This window comes from Brevundimonas sp., from assembly GCF_036963785.1.
GTDB lineage: Bacteria > Pseudomonadota > Alphaproteobacteria > Caulobacterales > Caulobacteraceae > Brevundimonas.
Genome location: NZ_JBALUS010000008.1, coordinates 18,284 through 32,736, shown reverse-complemented (window position 1 = coordinate 32,736; position 14,453 = coordinate 18,284). Strand labels below are relative to the sequence as shown.

At 68.4% G+C, this 14,453-nt stretch carries 20 protein-coding genes; 8 read left to right on the top strand and 12 right to left on the bottom strand.

The window, feature by feature from the left end; translation table 11 throughout:
• Window positions 1-18: 18 nt before the first annotated feature.
• Window positions 19-939, top strand: a complete 921-nt coding sequence (locus tag V7672_RS14250; RefSeq protein WP_335625231.1) for a cobalamin biosynthesis protein CbiG — start codon at window positions 19-21, stop codon at window positions 937-939.
• Here the strand turns inward: V7672_RS14250 and scpB are convergent.
• The 5 genes from scpB to V7672_RS14225 form a co-directional block, all read right to left on the bottom strand.
• Entirely contained in the window at window positions 936-1,628 is a 693-nt protein-coding gene (scpB, locus tag V7672_RS14245) for an SMC-Scp complex subunit ScpB (protein ID WP_335625230.1), read from the bottom strand. The genes V7672_RS14250 and scpB overlap by 4 nt on opposite strands.
• A complete protein-coding gene (locus V7672_RS14240) occupies window positions 1,625-2,464 on the bottom strand; it encodes a segregation and condensation protein A (RefSeq protein ID WP_335625229.1) in 840 nt (279 codons plus the stop codon). Before V7672_RS14240 ends, scpB begins: the two co-directional genes overlap by 4 nt.
• Window positions 2,461-3,507: a beta-N-acetylhexosaminidase gene (gene nagZ, locus V7672_RS14235; protein ID WP_335625228.1), complete on the bottom strand. Its 1,047-nt coding sequence runs from the start codon at window positions 3,505-3,507 to the stop codon at window positions 2,461-2,463. The genes V7672_RS14240 and nagZ overlap by 4 nt, the downstream gene beginning before the upstream one ends.
• A 6-nt stretch (window positions 3,508-3,513) precedes the next feature.
• Window positions 3,514-4,218 carry an SPOR domain-containing protein gene (locus V7672_RS14230; RefSeq protein ID WP_335625227.1) on the bottom strand — a complete coding sequence of 235 codons (705 nt, stop codon included), beginning with the start codon at window positions 4,216-4,218 and terminating at the stop codon, window positions 3,514-3,516.
• Between the two features lie 78 nt (window positions 4,219-4,296).
• A complete protein-coding gene (locus tag V7672_RS14225) occupies window positions 4,297-5,505 on the bottom strand; it encodes a deoxyguanosinetriphosphate triphosphohydrolase (protein WP_335625226.1) in 1,209 nt (402 codons plus the stop codon).
• Between the two features lie 34 nt (window positions 5,506-5,539).
• Between V7672_RS14225 and erpA the strand changes: the two genes are divergently transcribed.
• The 4 genes from erpA to V7672_RS14205 all read left to right on the top strand — a co-directional run bounded on the left by erpA (window position 5,540) and on the right by V7672_RS14205 (window position 8,041).
• Window positions 5,540-5,929: an iron-sulfur cluster insertion protein ErpA gene (erpA, locus tag V7672_RS14220; protein WP_335625225.1), complete on the top strand. Its 390-nt coding sequence runs from the start codon at window positions 5,540-5,542 to the stop codon at window positions 5,927-5,929.
• A 181-nt stretch (window positions 5,930-6,110) separates the two neighbouring features.
• The gene (locus V7672_RS14215; RefSeq protein ID WP_335625224.1) at window positions 6,111-6,401 is read left to right on the top strand and encodes a metalloregulator ArsR/SmtB family transcription factor; all 291 of its coding nucleotides are present in this window, start codon (window positions 6,111-6,113) and stop codon (window positions 6,399-6,401) included.
• Complete coding sequence (locus V7672_RS14210; protein WP_335625223.1) at window positions 6,394-7,077, top strand: SdpI family protein; 684 nt, start codon at window positions 6,394-6,396, stop codon at window positions 7,075-7,077. Before V7672_RS14215 ends, V7672_RS14210 begins: the two co-directional genes overlap by 8 nt.
• Before the next feature lie 28 nt (window positions 7,078-7,105).
• Window positions 7,106-8,041: an alpha/beta hydrolase gene (locus V7672_RS14205; RefSeq protein ID WP_335625222.1), complete on the top strand. Its 936-nt coding sequence runs from the start codon at window positions 7,106-7,108 to the stop codon at window positions 8,039-8,041.
• A 15-nt stretch (window positions 8,042-8,056) separates the two neighbouring features.
• Here V7672_RS14205 and V7672_RS14200 read toward each other — a convergent pair whose 3' ends face one another.
• Genes V7672_RS14200 through V7672_RS14190 form a run of 3 tightly spaced genes read right to left on the bottom strand, consistent with a single transcriptional unit; the run spans window position 8,057 to window position 10,775 of the window.
• Window positions 8,057-8,464, bottom strand: coding sequence for a hypothetical protein (locus V7672_RS14200; protein WP_335625221.1), 408 nt, complete (start codon window positions 8,462-8,464; stop codon window positions 8,057-8,059).
• Entirely contained in the window at window positions 8,465-9,796 is a 1,332-nt protein-coding gene (locus V7672_RS14195) for a dihydroorotase (protein WP_335625220.1), read from the bottom strand.
• A 22-nt stretch (window positions 9,797-9,818) separates the two neighbouring features.
• Entirely contained in the window at window positions 9,819-10,775 is a 957-nt protein-coding gene (locus V7672_RS14190) for a glycosyltransferase family 9 protein (protein ID WP_335625219.1), read from the bottom strand.
• An 83-nt stretch (window positions 10,776-10,858) separates the two neighbouring features.
• Here V7672_RS14190 and ygfZ point away from each other — a divergent pair, with 83 nt between their 5' ends.
• Window positions 10,859-11,650 carry a CAF17-like 4Fe-4S cluster assembly/insertion protein YgfZ gene (ygfZ, locus tag V7672_RS14185; protein ID WP_335625218.1) on the top strand — a complete coding sequence of 264 codons (792 nt, stop codon included), beginning with the start codon at window positions 10,859-10,861 and terminating at the stop codon, window positions 11,648-11,650.
• A 58-nt stretch (window positions 11,651-11,708) separates the two neighbouring features.
• On the opposite strand, the gene V7672_RS14180 is transcribed toward ygfZ, so the two are convergent.
• Both V7672_RS14180 and V7672_RS14175 read right to left on the bottom strand, forming a co-directional pair.
• Window positions 11,709-11,936, bottom strand: a complete 228-nt coding sequence (locus tag V7672_RS14180; protein ID WP_335625217.1) for a hypothetical protein — start codon at window positions 11,934-11,936, stop codon at window positions 11,709-11,711.
• Between the two features lie 163 nt (window positions 11,937-12,099).
• The gene (locus tag V7672_RS14175; protein WP_335625216.1) at window positions 12,100-12,558 is read right to left on the bottom strand and encodes a tetratricopeptide repeat protein; all 459 of its coding nucleotides are present in this window, start codon (window positions 12,556-12,558) and stop codon (window positions 12,100-12,102) included.
• A gap of 87 nt (window positions 12,559-12,645) precedes the next feature.
• On the opposite strand from V7672_RS14175, the gene V7672_RS14170 reads away from it, so the two are divergent.
• Complete coding sequence (locus tag V7672_RS14170) at window positions 12,646-13,245, top strand: DNA-3-methyladenine glycosylase I (protein WP_335625215.1); 600 nt, start codon at window positions 12,646-12,648, stop codon at window positions 13,243-13,245.
• Complete coding sequence (locus V7672_RS14165; protein WP_335625214.1) at window positions 13,245-13,901, top strand: ribonuclease HII; 657 nt, start codon at window positions 13,245-13,247, stop codon at window positions 13,899-13,901. Before V7672_RS14170 ends, V7672_RS14165 begins: the two co-directional genes overlap by 1 nt.
• Before the next feature lie 39 nt (window positions 13,902-13,940).
• Here the strand turns inward: V7672_RS14165 and V7672_RS14160 are convergent, their stop codons facing one another.
• On the bottom strand, window positions 13,941-14,174 hold the full coding sequence (locus tag V7672_RS14160; RefSeq protein ID WP_335625213.1) for a hypothetical protein: 234 nt from the start codon (window positions 14,172-14,174) through the stop codon (window positions 13,941-13,943).
• Between the two features lie 47 nt (window positions 14,175-14,221).
• Entirely contained in the window at window positions 14,222-14,359 is a 138-nt protein-coding gene (locus V7672_RS14155; RefSeq protein ID WP_335625212.1) for a hypothetical protein, read from the bottom strand.
• Between the last annotated feature and the right edge of the window lie 94 nt (window positions 14,360-14,453).

Below are 14,453 nucleotides of genomic sequence, written 5' to 3'. Positions count from 1 at the left end.
CCCCGAGGAGCGCCCGCCGTGGCCCGCCTGTTTGACGCCTATCTGATCGCCGACTGGACCGCCGCCGAGACGCGCAAGCTGGGCGACCAGTCCCTGTGGGTCGGCGTGGCCAAGCGCGACGTGCGCTTCCGCCTCTACACCGAGACCCACAATGTCGCCTCGCGGGCCGAGGGCGAGGCCCTGATCGCCTCCCTGCTGGCTGACCACAGGAAACGCGGCGACCGGGTGCTGGTCGGCTTCGACTTCAACCTCGGCTATCCGGTCGACACCGGCCAGCGGCTGGGCCTCAAGGACACCAGCTGGCGTGGCCTGTGGGACTTCATTGCTGCGAACGTCGTCGACAAGGCCGACAACACCAACAACCGCTATCAGGTCGCGGCCAAGATGAACCGGCTGATGACCGATCAGGCCTGGCCGTTCTGGGGGGCGCCCGCCAAACAGACCCAGCGCTGGCTGACGGCGACCAAGCCGCCCGAGGGCGCCGGCGCCGACATCCCTGAGTTCCGCGCCACCGAACGTGCCGCTCGCGAGGGCCGCCTCCAGCCGAAAAGCGTCTGGCAGATGCATGGCGCCGGCGCGGTCGGCGGCCAGACCCTGGTCGGCATCGCTGCCGTCAACCGCCTGCTGAAGAAGCTGGATCCGTCCGCCGCCGTCTGGCCGTTCGGCACCGGCTGGCGCGCCCTGGAGGCCTCGGACCTCGAACCGCTGTCCGCCCTTGTCGTCGAGGTCTGGCCGTCGCTGTTCAACGCCCAGCCGAAAGAAGGCGAGTTCAAGGACCAGGCCCAGGTCCGCGTCACCGCCGAAGCCTTCGCCAATATGGATGAGCGCGGCGAACTGGCCGCGGCCTTCGCCCCACCCAAGGGCGCCTCCGACGACCTGATCCGTCAGGTCGAGACCGAGGAAGGCTGGATCCTCGGCGTCACTCGCTTGCCCGCCTAGCCGTCGCGCTCGCCGACAAAGTCCTGTGCAAACTCGGGCGCGTCCTCGTGGTCCAGGAGGTCCAGTTCGTCGTCACCGTCCGTGGCCCGCCCCGGGTCCGGTACCTCAAAGCCGCTGGGCATCGACATGTCCAGCAGGCCCGCGGCCTTCATCTCCCGCACGCCCGGCATGTCGCTCAGGCTGGCCAGGCCGAAATGCTCCAGGAACCGGTCAGCGGTGCCATAGGTGACGGGTCGGCCGGGCGTGCGCCGCCGTCCGCGCAGCCGCACGAAGCCCATCTCCAGCAGCTGGTCCAGCGTGCCCTTCGACAGGGACACGCCGCGTACGCTCTCGATCTCAGCCCGGGTGACCGGCTGGTGATAGGCGACGATGGCCAGGGTCTCGAGCGCCGCTTTCGACAGACGGCGCGGCTCCTCGCGCTCCTCGGTCATCAGAAAGCCGAGGTCCGGCGCGGTGCGGAAGCTCCAGCGATCGGCGACCACCTGCAGGGTCACGCCCCGGTCGCGGTAGCGCTCGACCAGCCGCGACAGGGCGCGGCCCACATCGGCATCCTCGGGCAGGCGCCGGGCGATATCGGCCGCCGACAGCGGTCCCGCCGCCGCGAACAGCAGCGCCTCGACCCGGCGTTCGATCTCGGTGTCGTCGGGGCGGAAGGCCAGGCCCTTCTTTTCTTCGGTCTCTTCGCTCATGGCGTCAGCTCCAGCGGCTGGCCGTGCGCGCGGCGACGCAGATAGACCTCGGCAAAGGCCTCGGCCTGGGTGACATCCAGCGCCCCTTCCTTGACCAGTTCCAGACTGGCCGACAGCGTCGAGGCGACATAGCTGGCCGGGCTGGGGCCCTCGCGCTCGCCCGCCTCATCCGCCGCCTCGGCCTGCGGCGCCACATCCTCCAGCGCGGTCCAGTCCTCCATGCGGGGCAGGCGCTCGCGCAGCCAGTCGCGCGCCGCCTCCAGCGGAAAGGCCTCGACCCGCAGGCCGGGATTATAGGCCCGCCGCTCGGCCCGCCGCCGCTGGCTGACATAGGCGGTCATCAACTCGTACAGGCTGGCGTCGATCTGGTCGGACGGCACAATCACCGTGGCCTCGGGATCGCCCCGGGTGAAGACATCGCGCTTCAGGATCGGTTGGCGCATCAGCGCTTCGCCCGCCGTGCGCATCGCCTCCAGCTTGCGGAGGCGGAACGCCAGCGCCGCCGCCATCTCCTCGGCCGGGATCTCGGCATCGGGTGTCGCCTCGGTGCGCGGCAGCAGCAGGCGCGACTTCAGATAGGCCAGCCACGACGCCATCACGAGATAGTCCGCCGCCAGGGCAAAGTTCCGCCGCCGGGCCTCGTGCACGAAGGCCAGATACTGTTCGGCCAGCTTCGTGATCGACAGGGTCAGCAGGTCGACCTTCTGGTTCCGCGCCAGCGCCAGCAGCACATGCAGCGGCCCCTCATAGCCGTCCAGATCGACGACAAAGGCCTCCTCCGGCTCGACCGCCTCGACCGCGGCAAAGTTCAGGTTCGGCTGGAAGGTGCGGCTCACCCCTGCGCCTCCCCGACATCCGGCCCGGCCTTGGCCTCCAGCCAGGGCGCCATCATCCGGTCAAACCGGGCGCGGCCTTCCATGACATCCAGCGGCTCGGGCAGGCGCACCCGCCGCGCCATCGCCGCCTCGGCGCGCTTCCGCCGCTTGCCCTTCAGCTTCTTGGACCCCGCCAGCACGGCCTGCATCTCGGCCATGTCGCCGTTGCAGTGCAGAACCACATCGCAACCTGCCTTCAGCGCGCTTGTCGCGCGGTGCTCCAGATCGCCTTTCAGCGCCTTCATCGACAGGTCGTCCGAGACGATCAGCCCCTGATAGCCCAGCTCGTCGCGGACCATGTCCAGCACGATGCGCGAGGTGGTGGCGGGCTCTTCCGGATCCAGCGCCGCGTAGACGACATGCGCCGTCATCGCGATCGGCATATCGGACAGGGCCCTGAACGGCATGAAGTCCCAGGCCTCCAGATGGGCCCGGTCAGCATTGACCACCGGCAGGTCGTGGTGGCTGTCGGCCAGTGCCCGGCCATGCCCCGGGATATGCTTGATCACCGGCAGGACCCCGCCCGCCATCAGCCCCTCGGCCGCCGCCCGTCCCAGCACGGCGACCTGCTCCGGGTCGGCCGCATAGGCCCGGTCACCGATGATGTCGTGCGCGCCCGGCACCGGCACATCCAGCACCGGCAGACAGTCGACGTCGATCCCCACCGCGTGCAGGTCGTGCGCCATCAGTCGCGCCCCCAGCCGCGCCGTCTCGCGCGCGCCCGCCAGATCATTGCTGGCCTTCAGATAGGCCGCGCCCGGCGGATAGCGGGTCCAGTGCGGCGGAATCATCCGCTGTACCCGGCCGCCTTCCTGGTCGATCAGGACCGGCGCCTCGTGCTCGACACAGCCCCTGAGCGCCGCCACCAGTTCAGCCAGCTGCTCGGGATCTTCGACATTCCGCCGGAACAGGATGAAGCCGAACGGCTGGGCCTCGGCAAAGAACTCTGCCTCTGCCTCGGTCAGACGGGGGCCGGAACAGCCCAGGATGATGGCGCGCGTCACCGGGCCTCAGCGCACAATACAGTCGCCGCCCGAGGCCTTGATGGCATCGCACAGCCCCTGCGCCTGCTCGCGGCTCAGGCCCGAGATCATGGTCCGGTACAGGGTCGATCCGCTGGACGAGGTCACCTCCTGCACCCGCTTCACCGCACCCTCGGTGTACTGGCTGTAACGCCCGACGACCCGGCTGTATTCGGTGTCCGCCAGCCCGGGCGTCGAGAAGGCCCCGATCTGCACCGCCGAATTGCCGCCCGCGGCCACCGTCGGACGTTCCGCAGGCCGGGCCGGAGTCGGCGTTGCCGCCTCGGCCGGGCGCGCATCAGGCTGGATCGCCTCGGGCGGCGGGACATAGGTCGGGGCGGTGACGATGGGCTCGGCGTCGTCATAGACGTCGATGCCCGCGGCCGGATCGACCGGCTGGGCATCCTCGGCGGCTTCGACCTTGAGCTCGCCCACGGGCGTGCCGATGGCCGGCGGGGCGTCCTCGGACCCACGGGCCCCGGCGCGGTAATAGATGACCACGACAATGATCAGCAGCAGCAAGACGGCCGCGCTGATGATCAGCGTGACGGGCGGACCGCCGACGCCGCTGCGGCGCGCGTCATACCCGCCGCCGCCCCGGCGGAACGGCAGCTCCTCGTCGGTCGGCGGCGTATAGGCACCCCGGTCACGACCGGCGCCCGGATCCTGGCGATGGGGGTCTTCGTGCGACATCAGGGGCCTCAATGCATATGCGTCCGCGAATCGCGCGGCTGAGCGCCTATCCTAGCGCTCCCGGTCCCTGCATTCGAATCACAGATCCAGCGCCAGATCGAGTGTGAACAGCTTTCTGTGTTCCTCGATGGCATAGCGGTCGGTCATCCCGGCGATATAGTCGCAGACCGCCCGGGCCCGGCGGGCCGGATCGCCGCTGGAGGCCCGCTCGGCCCATTCCGGCGGCAGGATGTCCGGCTCGGCCAGGAACAACTGGAACATCTCCGACAGGATGCGCCGCGCCTGGCTGCGGGTGCGATTGACCCGATAGTGGCGATACATGCGCGTGAACAGGAACCGCCGCAGCGCCCCCAGATCGGCCAGCATGTCCGGCGAAAAGGCCACCAGCATCCGCCGGGCCTTCCGCACATCCTCGACCGTCCCGATCCCGTCCGCCTTCAGCCGGCGCCCTGTCTCGGCCAGCACATCCTCGATCATGGCCCCGATCATGCGCCGCACGGCCTCCAGCCGGATCATGCGCGCATCCAGATCGGGCCAGTCGTCGCGCGTGCCCTTCAGGATCGGCCCGATCAGCGGCACCTCCATCAGGTCCTCCAGGGTGAACAGCCCCGCCTGCACCCCGTCGTCCACGTCGTGGTTGTTGTAGGCGATGTCGTCGGCGATGGCCGCGACCTGGGCCTCCAGCGAGGCGAAGCTGTCCAGCCTCAGGTCCCAGTCCTTCGAGAATTCCGCGACCGGCTTCCACGACGGGCGATCCAGCATGCCGTCGACCGGGCCGTTGTGCTTGATGACGGCTTCCAGCGTCTCCCAGCTCAGGTTCAGCCCCAGAAAATCCGGGTAACGCTCCTCCAGCCGGGTGATGACGCGAAAGGTCTGGACGTTGTGATCGAACCCTCCCCACGGCTCCATACAGGCCTGCAGCTCGTCCTCGCCCGCATGGCCGAACGGCGGGTGGCCCAGGTCATGCGCCAGCGCCACGGCCTCGGCCAGATCGGTGTCCAGCCGCAACGCATGGGCCAGCGACCGGGCGATCTGCGCCACTTCCAGACTGTGGGTCAGGCGGGTGCGATAGTGGTCGCCCTCGTGCGCCACGAACACCTGGGTTTTTTCCTTCAGCCGGCGAAAGGCGGTCGAGTGGATGATGCGGTCGCGGTCGCGGGCAAAGGCCGTGCGCGTCCGGCTGGCGGGCTCCGGCACACGCCGTCCCAGCGTGTTTGCGGCATCCAGGGCATAGGGGGCGAGGCGACGATCGGTCAGCGGACTTGATCCCGATGGGGTGACAGGCATTGCGGTAGCCCGTGGCGGCCTCATATAGGGCGGTATGACCGAACGATCCACAGACTTCCGGGTCGAGGCCACGGGCGACGCCGGCGCCCGCGCCGCGGCCCATGGGCTGACGCTGTCCCCGTCGGCCGCATCGCGTCTGCGGCACCTGTCGGAGGCCAGGGGCACGCCCCTGATGCTGCGGGTTGCCGTCGATGGCGGCGGATGCTCGGGCTTTCAGTACCGGTTCGACCTGGTCGGATCCGCCGATGACGACGACATCCGCATCACCCACGACGACCACACGGCCCTCGTCGATCCCGTCTCCCTGCCCTTCCTCAGCGGCTCCGTGATCGATTTCGTCGACGACCTCGCCGGTGCCCAATTTGTCATCCGCAATCCCAACGCCGCCTCCAGCTGCGGCTGCGGCGTCAGCTTCTCGATCTGACAGCCCCCGTCATCCTCGGGCTTGACCCGAGGATCGGTGCAGTCCTCCGCCCTGTTCGGCGGGGCCAATCATTCTGTGCGTCACAGGAAAACGACGACCTGGTCCGATCCTCGGATCAAGTCCGAGGATGACGACATGCTTCACCCTTGCATTTAGGGCTTTTCCTAATTAGGAAAGTCCCATGAACACCCTGTTCAAGGCCCTGTCGCATCCCGTGCGGCGTCGGATCATCGAGATGCTGAGGAAAGGTCCCATGGCGTCGGGCGACATCGCGGGGGCGTTTGACATGACCTGGCCGACCGTCACCGGCCACCTGAATGCACTGAAGGAGGCGGGGCTGGTCAGCCCCGAGCGCGACGGCACCACCATCCGCTACCGCCTCGACATTTCCGCCGTGGAGGAAGCGCTGGCCTTCCTTCTGTCGATCACCGGGGCCCGTAGCCCGTCTGATGGAGACAAGGACCGTGACTGATACCCGCCGATCCGCCCCCGCCTCGGCCCTCGATGTGGCCACTCTCGGCATCTCGGCCATCCTGCTGGGCCTCGGGCTGTGGATCTTCTTCGCCGGCCCCACCGGCCTGATGCCCATTCATTTCAACGTCCACGGGGATGCCGACGACTGGGCCGGGCGCGAGACCGTCGGCGCCTTGATCCTCGCGCTCGGTTTCGCCACCCTCGCCCTCAGTGGTGGTCTCGGTCATTTTGCCCGCAAGGCCGGCGATCCCGTCCGCAGCCGGGCCCTGCGCTTTGCCCAGCTGGTGACGCTGATCTCGCTTACGGGAGCCTCCCTGTTCGCTGCCGCGCTGAGCCTGTCCGGCGCCACCTCGATCGGCACCCTCGCGCCCATGGCGGCCATCAGCGCCCTGATGATGGCGACCGGGGCCTTCCTCGGCCGGGTCGGGCCGAACCCTGTCGTCGGGGTGCGCACGCCCTGGGCCTTCAAGAGCAAGCTGGCGTGGGAGCGCTCCAACCGCCTCGCCGGACGCCTGCTATTCCTGATCGGCCTGTTCGGTCTGGTGAGCGCACCCTTCATGCCCCAGCCGTTCGGCGTCATCGCCGTGGTCGTGGCCGTACTGGGCGCCGTTGTCCTCGCAGCGGTCGAAAGCTGGCGCGTCTGGCGCAACGACCCCGACCGCCAGCCCTTCTGAGCCTGTTCCTTCAAGACGGAGACACCCCATGCTGTCCGCCCTGATCGCCGCCGCCGCCCTCACCCTGACCGTTCAGGACCCCGGCACCACCGTCACCCTCCAGACCGACGCCGGCCCGCTGCACGGCACCTGGCTGGCCCCTGCTGAGGCCCCCCGCGCCGTCGGCGTCATCATCGCGGGCTCCGGCCCCACTGACCGCGACGGCAACAGCGCCCAGGGCATCCGGTCGTCCACCTATCGCCTGCTGGCCGAGGGACTGGCCGATCAGGGCATCGCCACCGTCCGCTATGACAAGCGCGGTGTCGGCGAGAGCCTGTTCACCGGCATGGCCGAGCAGGACCTGCGCTTCTCCCATCTGGTCGATGACGCCATCGGCTGGGCCGAACAGGCTGCCGCGCAGGCGGGCCTGTCCTGCGCCTGGCTGATCGGCCACAGCGAAGGCGCGCTGGTCGCCCTGGCCGCCACCGACCGCGACACCTCGGCCATCTGTGGTCTGGTGCTGGTGTCCGGTGCCGGTCGCCCGGCCCGCATCATTCTCGAAGAACAGCTGGGCCCGCAGCTGCCCGAGCCGATGCGGACCCAGGCCTTCACCGCGCTGGCCGAACTCGAGGCCGGGCGCGAAGTCGAGCCCATCCCGGGGCTGGAGGCGCTCTTCCGCCCCTCGGTCCAGCCCTATCTCATGTCCTGGCTGGCGCTCGATCCCCGCGAACTGATCGCGGCGTATGAAGGCCCTGTCCTGATCGCCCAGGGCACTACCGACATCCAGGTCACCACCACCGACTCCGACGCGATGAAGGCCGCACAGCCCGACGCCACCCTGGTCGTCTGGGAGGGCGTCAATCACGTGCTCAAGGTCGCCCCCGCCGAGCGGGCCGCCAACATCCGCACCTATGCCGATCCGGACCTGCCGCTGGCCACGCCGGTCGTCCCCGACATCGCCGGGTTCATCCTGGAGCCTCTCTAACCCAGGGAGTGCGATTTATTGTCCTCGCGCCTCGTTCCTCTGCCTGTCCGTTTTCAGGATGTCGGCGTTGGGATCGAAGACATAACCCTCCGTGGCGGAGGCGACGAAGAGAATGAGCAGGGTCCCGTACACGACAACGCTAAGCAGCCGAATAAGCCGGATGACAAAACGCCCGGTGGGCCCGGAAACTTCCATGCCTCGCCTGCCGAACAGAAAGGCCCATGAGCGGCGATGCGCAGGTGGCAGGCAGGGAATGGCATCGCTGCTGCGGTATCCCGTCTCGGCGTCAGGTAGCTGATCGCCGATGATGGAAACCAGTACCCCGGGCAAGATCCACAAAAGGACCATGGCCGGAAACAGAAACCCTGCGATGAGGTGGAAGTGGGTCAAGATCCACGCCTGCACCTCGCCGAAGAGATCCATCTAGCTCAGCGTTTCCTGGAAGCGCACCGGACGGCCGTGGGCGCTGCCCTGCAGCTCGCCGTCGCGCATGACCACCCGGCCGCGCACGATCGTCGCCATCGGCAGGCCCTGGACCTCCATGCCGTCGAACGGGGTCCAGCCCGAGCGCGTGGCCATGTCGGCGTGCTTCAGCACGGTCTTCGCCTTCAGGTCGACCAGCGTCAGGTCGGCGTCATAGCCCTCGGCCATGCGGCCCTTGCCGGCGATGTTGAAGATGCGCTGCGCTCCGGCCGAGGTCAGGTCGATGAACCGCTCCAGCGTCATTCGCCCCTTCGCCACATGGTCCAGCATGACCGGCACCAGGGTCTGCACCCCCGGCATGCCCGACGGTGACGCCGGATAGGGCCGGGCCTTTTCTTCCAGCGTATGCGGGGCGTGGTCCGAGCCCAGCACATCCACGACCCCCTGGGCGATGCCGCGCCACAGGCCTTCGATGTGCGGCCGGTTGCGGATCGGCGGGTTCATCTGGGCCAGCGCCTTGAGCCGCTCGTAAGCCTCATCGCCGTCCAGCGTCAGATGCTGGGGCGTGACCTCGACGGTCGCCACATCCTTGGCCCCCGCCAGGAATTCGATCTCCTCGGCGGTGGTCACATGCAGCACATGGATGCGCGCCCCGCATTCCCGCGCCAGTCCCACCAGCCGCCGCGTGCTGAGGATCGCGCTTTCGACATCGCGGACCTCCGGGTGGCTGGTCCAGTCGCCGGTCCGCGCCAGACTGCGCCGCTCGGCCAGCCGGTACTCGTCCTCGGAGTGGAACGTCGCCCGGCGGTTCACCCGCTTGAGGATATCGCGCACCCCGTCGTCGTCGGCGACCAGCAGGGTCCCGGTCGAGGCGCCCATGAAGACCTTGACCCCGCAGCACCCGGGCAACCGTTCCAGCTCATCCAGATAGGCCGCATTCTCGTGCGTGCCACCGATGTAGAAGGCGTGGTCCGTCCACATCCGGTCCCGGGCCCGCGCCAGCTTGTCCGCCATGGCATCAGCATCGGTGGTGGTCGGCTCGGTGTTCGGCATTTCGAAGACGGCGGTCACCCCGCCCAGCGCCGCCGCCCGACTGCCGGTCTCGAGGTCTTCCTTCCATTCCAGACCGGGCTCGCGGAAGTGGACCTGGGTGTCGATCACGCCGGGCAGGACGGTCAGCCCTGCGGCGTCGACCACCTCTCCGGCCGAGGCCTGCGACAGGTCCCCGATGAAGGCGATCCGGCCGTCGCGGATACCGACATCGGCAGGCCCGCGTCCCGCATGATTGGCGACCTCGCCGCCGCGCACGATCAGGTCATAGCTGTTGCCCATGGCGATACTCCTGCCGGTCAGATCAGGCGGCGTCGGTCGTCAGGCGCCGCATGCAGGCTTTCAACACCCTCTCGGCCGGAAGGTCCATCATATGCTGGAGCGCCTGGTCGAAACGGGGGTCCATGACACGGAATTCCTCAAAGCTGCGCGGCCCCCTCAGGGTCTGTCCGCCCCACGGGCCGCGCAGCGACTCGTCCGACGGGCCGAACAGGGCCGTCACCGGCACGGCCGCCGCCACCGCCAGCTGGGTCCACAGCGAATCCCCGCCCAGATAGAAGTCCGCCCGCTGCAGGGCTGCCACCGTGGCCAGCGGCGACAGCTTGCCCTGTGCCTCGATCACCCGCTCGCGCCGCACCACCAGCCGGATGGTGTGGGCCGCATCCCGGTCGCCCGGCCCGCCGACAATCAGCAACCGCCCGCCCGCCAGCGGCCCGCCCTCGCCCAGCAGGGCCTGGGCCACCTTGGCATAGCGTTCCGCCGGCCACAGACGCCCGATCCAGTCCGCGCCGGGTCCGATGGCCAGCAGCGGCCCCTCGCCCGGCCCCAGCAGCGCCTCGGCGGCCTCGATGTCGTCGGGCGTCGGGTGCAGGCGCGGCGTCGGCACCTCGTCCAGCTGCAGCACCCGCGCGGCCGCCTCGACGGCATGCAGACCGTCCGGCATCTCGCCACGCACCGCCCGCTTCTGTCGTCTCAGCCAGCCCGACAATTTCGTGCCGCGCATGTCGACGACCAGGCCCCAGTGCGTGCCCCGCACCTGGTTCCACAGACCGGTCAGCTCGGCCAGTCCCTCGCCCTTCAATGTCACCAGCCGGTCCAGCCGCGGCACACCGGCGAACAGCGGCGCACTGGCGGGCGATCCCACCACGGTGAAACGCGCCTGCGGCAGGGCTTCGGCCAGATGATCGAGCACGCCCGAGCCCATCACCGCCATCTCCGGGTCGGCTTCAGCGATGTAGAGGACGGGAAAGGCCGAGGGCATAACCCTACCGTATACGGATTCTCGCAGGCAGGCAGCGGCATCGCCCCCTCGCCAAGCCGCCATGGCCGCCCTATCTGTGGACCATGTCCGCCCGCATTGCCTCCCTCCCTGATCGCGCCCTCGTCCGGGTCAGCGGCCCGGATGCGTGGGCCTTCCTCAACGGCCTGCTGACGCAGGAGGTCCTGACCCTCCAGCCGGGCGCGCTGCGCTTCGGCGCCCTGCTGTCCCCGCCTGGGCGTCTGCTGTTCGACCTGTTCCTGTTCGGCGAGGACGACGGGGTCCTTCTGGATGTCGATGCGGACCGGCGGGACGCCCTGATCCAGCGGCTCAGCCTCTACCGCCTGCGCGCCCAGGTCACGATCACGCCCGTCGACGGCACGGTCCAGGTCCTGTGGCCTGCCGCGTCCGACGCGCCCGGCACCCCCGACCCGCGCCTTGCCGCCCTCGGTCACCGGCACTACGGCGAGGCCCTCCCCCCGACGGACGAGGCCGCGGACTGGCACGACCACCGTCTGACGCTCGGCGTCCCCGACCCCGCCCGCGATGGCGGTCAGGACACCACCTATCCGATCGAGGCCAACTTTGACCTGCTGAACGGCATCGACTTCTCCAAGGGCTGTTTCATCGGTCAGGAGACGACTTCGCGAATGAAGCGGCGCGGCGCCATCCGCAATCGCATGCTGCCGCTGGAGGTCGAGGGCGACCTGCCCCCGTTCGGCAGCGAAGTCCTGAACGGTGAGCGCCGGTCCGGCCAGACCCTGTCGGGTCAGGGCCACCGCGTCATGGCCCTCCTCCGTCTGGACCGGCTTGACGGGGACCTGACCGTCGAGGCGAAGCCGGTAACGGTCCGACGGCCGGACTGGACGGGCCTCTGAAACGAAAAACGCGCCCGAAGCGAACTCCGGGCGCGTCTCCTTATCGATCGAGGATCGATTACTCGGCGGGCGTCTCGACGGCGGCGTCGACGTCCTCGGCCGCTTCATTGGTGGCGGCAGCGGTGTTGTCGGCCACGGCGTCAGCGTTCTCGGCAGTGTCTTCGGCGGCCGAGGCTACGGCGTCGCCGGCGGCGTCTGCGGTTTCGGCGGCATTGTCACCGGTCTCCTGCGAGCAGGCGGCAAGGGCCAGAGCGGCGGCGGCGACGGTAATCAGGGCAATACGCATGGTTATGTCCTCCGTTGATGGAAGCCATCGTTTTTTCGCGTCCGAGGGTACTTGTCCACCCCCTTGACCGCCGCCGGCGGCCTGAGCCGGACCGGATGCGTCGACTCGTCATGCTCTGACTGGGCCAGAGGATCGGCCCCCGGAATGACCCGCCCGCCTCGGATCAGGTCTGAGGGCGGCGGCGAACTTCTGACACCTGCTCCGCCCACGCCAGCTCCATCCGCAGCGCGGTCAGGCGACCGTCTCCTGCCGCCCAGGTGACCTCGCGGATGCGCAGGGCGGATTCCAGCCACCGCACCCGCGTCTCCGGATCCTCGGTGAGGCGCGCCACCCGCACCATGGGCTCGGCCATGGAAACATGCCCCTGCCCCCGAAACTGCAGGATCGACAGCAGCGCCGCCTCATAGGTCTGGATGGCCGCATCGATCAGCCCCTCGCGCTCGTACAGCTCGGCCAGCCACAGCTGTGAGGCGATCAGGGCGTCGGGATCGGTCTGGCCCAGTTCCCCGACCACGCCCGGCGGATGCACAAAGGCCTTGCTGTCCTGCGCCCGCGCCTCGCCCGCAAACGCGGCGGCAAGGCCGAGAGCGATCAGCGCAATCAGGAACGGCAAGCGGGTCACCGTTCCCCCTTGCCAGATCGCACCCGGCCCGGCGTCTGACGGGACATGACTCTTGCGTCTGGCGACCAGCCCGGCGATTCTGAACCCATGACCGACTCGCCCGTGCCCGACACGACCGGCCGCTGTGGCTGGTGCGGCACCGATCCCCTCTATGTCGCCTATCACGACCAGGAATGGGGCGTGCCAGAGCATGACGCCCGCGCGCTGTGGGAAAAGCTGGTGCTGGACGGGTTCCAGGCCGGCCTGTCGTGGATCACCATCCTGAAGAAGCGCGAGGCCTTCCGCGCGGCCTTTGACGATTTCGATCCGGAAAGGGTCGCCCGCTATGACGAAGCCGACCGCCAGCGCCTGCTGAACGACGCCGGCATCGTCCGCTCGGCCGCCAAGATCGACGCCACCATCTCCGGGGCCCGACGCTGGCTGGACCTCCAGGAGCAGGGCCGCGACATGTCGGACTGGCTGTGGTCGTTCGTTGATGGGCAGCCCATCCAGAACCATTGGCACTCGATGGCCCAGGTCCCCGCCCAGACCCCGCAGTCGGTCGCCATGGCCAAGGCCCTCAAGGCCGAGGGCTTCAAATTCTGTGGTCCGGTGATCGTCTATGCCTTCATGCAGGCGACCGGCATGGTCAATGATCACGTCGCGACCTGCCATCGCCATGCCCCCCTGTCGTCAGGTCAGGGCTGATGCTTCCCCGCCCCGATCTGACGCTGGAACGGGAATGGGCCGCCCACGGCCTCGTTTGCGGCGTGGACGAGGCCGGTCGTGGCCCCTGGGCCGGGCCGGTCAGCGCCGCTGCCGTCATCCTCGATCCCGACCATCTGCCCGACGGCCTGAACGACTCCAAGGTTCTGTCAGAGATCGCCCGCCATGAGGCCGAGGCCGACATCAAGGCGCAGGCCGTATGCTGGTCAGTCGCCTTTGCCACGGTCGAGGAGATCGACCGCCTGAACATCCTGCGCGCCACCGAATTGGCCATGCGTCGCGCGGTACAGGGTCTGGCGCACTGTGCCGCTCTCGCCCTGATCGACGGCAATCATGCGCTGGATGTGGGCTGCCGCTCGGTCGCGGTCATCAAGGGCGATGCGAAATCCGCTTCGATCGCCGCGGCCTCGATCCTCGCCAAGACGGCTCGCGACCGGCTGATGCACGAACTGGAAGACGAACACCCCGGCTACGGCTTTGCCCGGCACAAGGGATATGGCGTGCCGCTACACCGTCAGGCGCTGGACCGCCTCGGCCCCTGCGCCCAGCACCGGCGCTCGTTCGCGCCGATCCGCTACCTTCTGCAGTCCGGCGGCACGGAACACCGCAGGATGGGCATGCCATCGTTGGTCAAGTGAATCCTCAACACGAGGACAGCTTTCAAAGCTTGGGACGTATCAGCTAAATCCGGAACCATCGAACGAGGCGGCCGCATTACCCTCTGCACTGTCGACATCCAGACGCTGAAGTTCCGGAGCGGTCCATTCCGGAAGATTTTCTTCCCGATCCAAGGTCGTAACTTCAGTCATCTGATGGCTCTCGGCTGTGCCAGTGTTGGCTTCGGCGAAGGTATGAACCCGTCGTCGGTTTGGCAAGCACGCATTCAGTTCGCCACCGGCCAGGTTATCCAATGGCGGATGCTTGTCACCCAGCTTCGGCTCTGTGCCAGAGCGTCTGCCTAGCTGCTGATATCAAAGCCATCGACATTGATGCCGATGGAGTTCTCAGCGCATTCAACGTCGAGACGCTGAAGTGTGGGTGCTTCCCATTCCATCTTGGCGTTGGGATCAAGGGTCTCGGCTTTGCTCTCGGACATGCCGTGCTCCTGCTAAGGTTGATCTTGCCGAACCCTAGCAGCGGGGGAAAAAATCGGTCAACAGCGCTGGCTGGCAAAATCTCAGATGGCACCT

Coding starts and splice junctions, on each gene's coding strand:
- V7672_RS14205 (WP_335625222.1), top strand. CDS start 7,106: ATGCTGTCCGCCCTGATCGCCGCCGCCGCCCTCACCCTGACCGTTCAG.
- ygfZ (WP_335625218.1), top strand. CDS start 10,859: ATGTCCGCCCGCATTGCCTCCCTCCCTGATCGCGCCCTCGTCCGGGTC.
- scpB (WP_335625230.1), bottom strand. CDS start 1,628: ATGAGCGAAGAGACCGAAGAAAAGAAGGGCCTGGCCTTCCGCCCCGAC.
- V7672_RS14215 (WP_335625224.1), top strand. CDS start 6,111: ATGAACACCCTGTTCAAGGCCCTGTCGCATCCCGTGCGGCGTCGGATC.
- V7672_RS14230 (WP_335625227.1), bottom strand. CDS start 4,218: ATGTCGCACGAAGACCCCCATCGCCAGGATCCGGGCGCCGGTCGTGAC.
- V7672_RS14165 (WP_335625214.1), top strand. CDS start 13,245: ATGCTTCCCCGCCCCGATCTGACGCTGGAACGGGAATGGGCCGCCCAC.
- V7672_RS14180 (WP_335625217.1), bottom strand. CDS start 11,936: ATGCGTATTGCCCTGATTACCGTCGCCGCCGCCGCTCTGGCCCTTGCC.
- V7672_RS14225 (WP_335625226.1), bottom strand. CDS start 5,505: ATGCCTGTCACCCCATCGGGATCAAGTCCGCTGACCGATCGTCGCCTC.
- V7672_RS14155 (WP_335625212.1), bottom strand. CDS start 14,359: ATGTCCGAGAGCAAAGCCGAGACCCTTGATCCCAACGCCAAGATGGAA.
- V7672_RS14200 (WP_335625221.1), bottom strand. CDS start 8,464: ATGGATCTCTTCGGCGAGGTGCAGGCGTGGATCTTGACCCACTTCCAC.
- erpA (WP_335625225.1), top strand. CDS start 5,540: ATGACCGAACGATCCACAGACTTCCGGGTCGAGGCCACGGGCGACGCC.
- V7672_RS14190 (WP_335625219.1), bottom strand. CDS start 10,775: ATGCCCTCGGCCTTTCCCGTCCTCTACATCGCTGAAGCCGACCCGGAG.
- V7672_RS14195 (WP_335625220.1), bottom strand. CDS start 9,796: ATGGGCAACAGCTATGACCTGATCGTGCGCGGCGGCGAGGTCGCCAAT.
- V7672_RS14170 (WP_335625215.1), top strand. CDS start 12,646: ATGACCGACTCGCCCGTGCCCGACACGACCGGCCGCTGTGGCTGGTGC.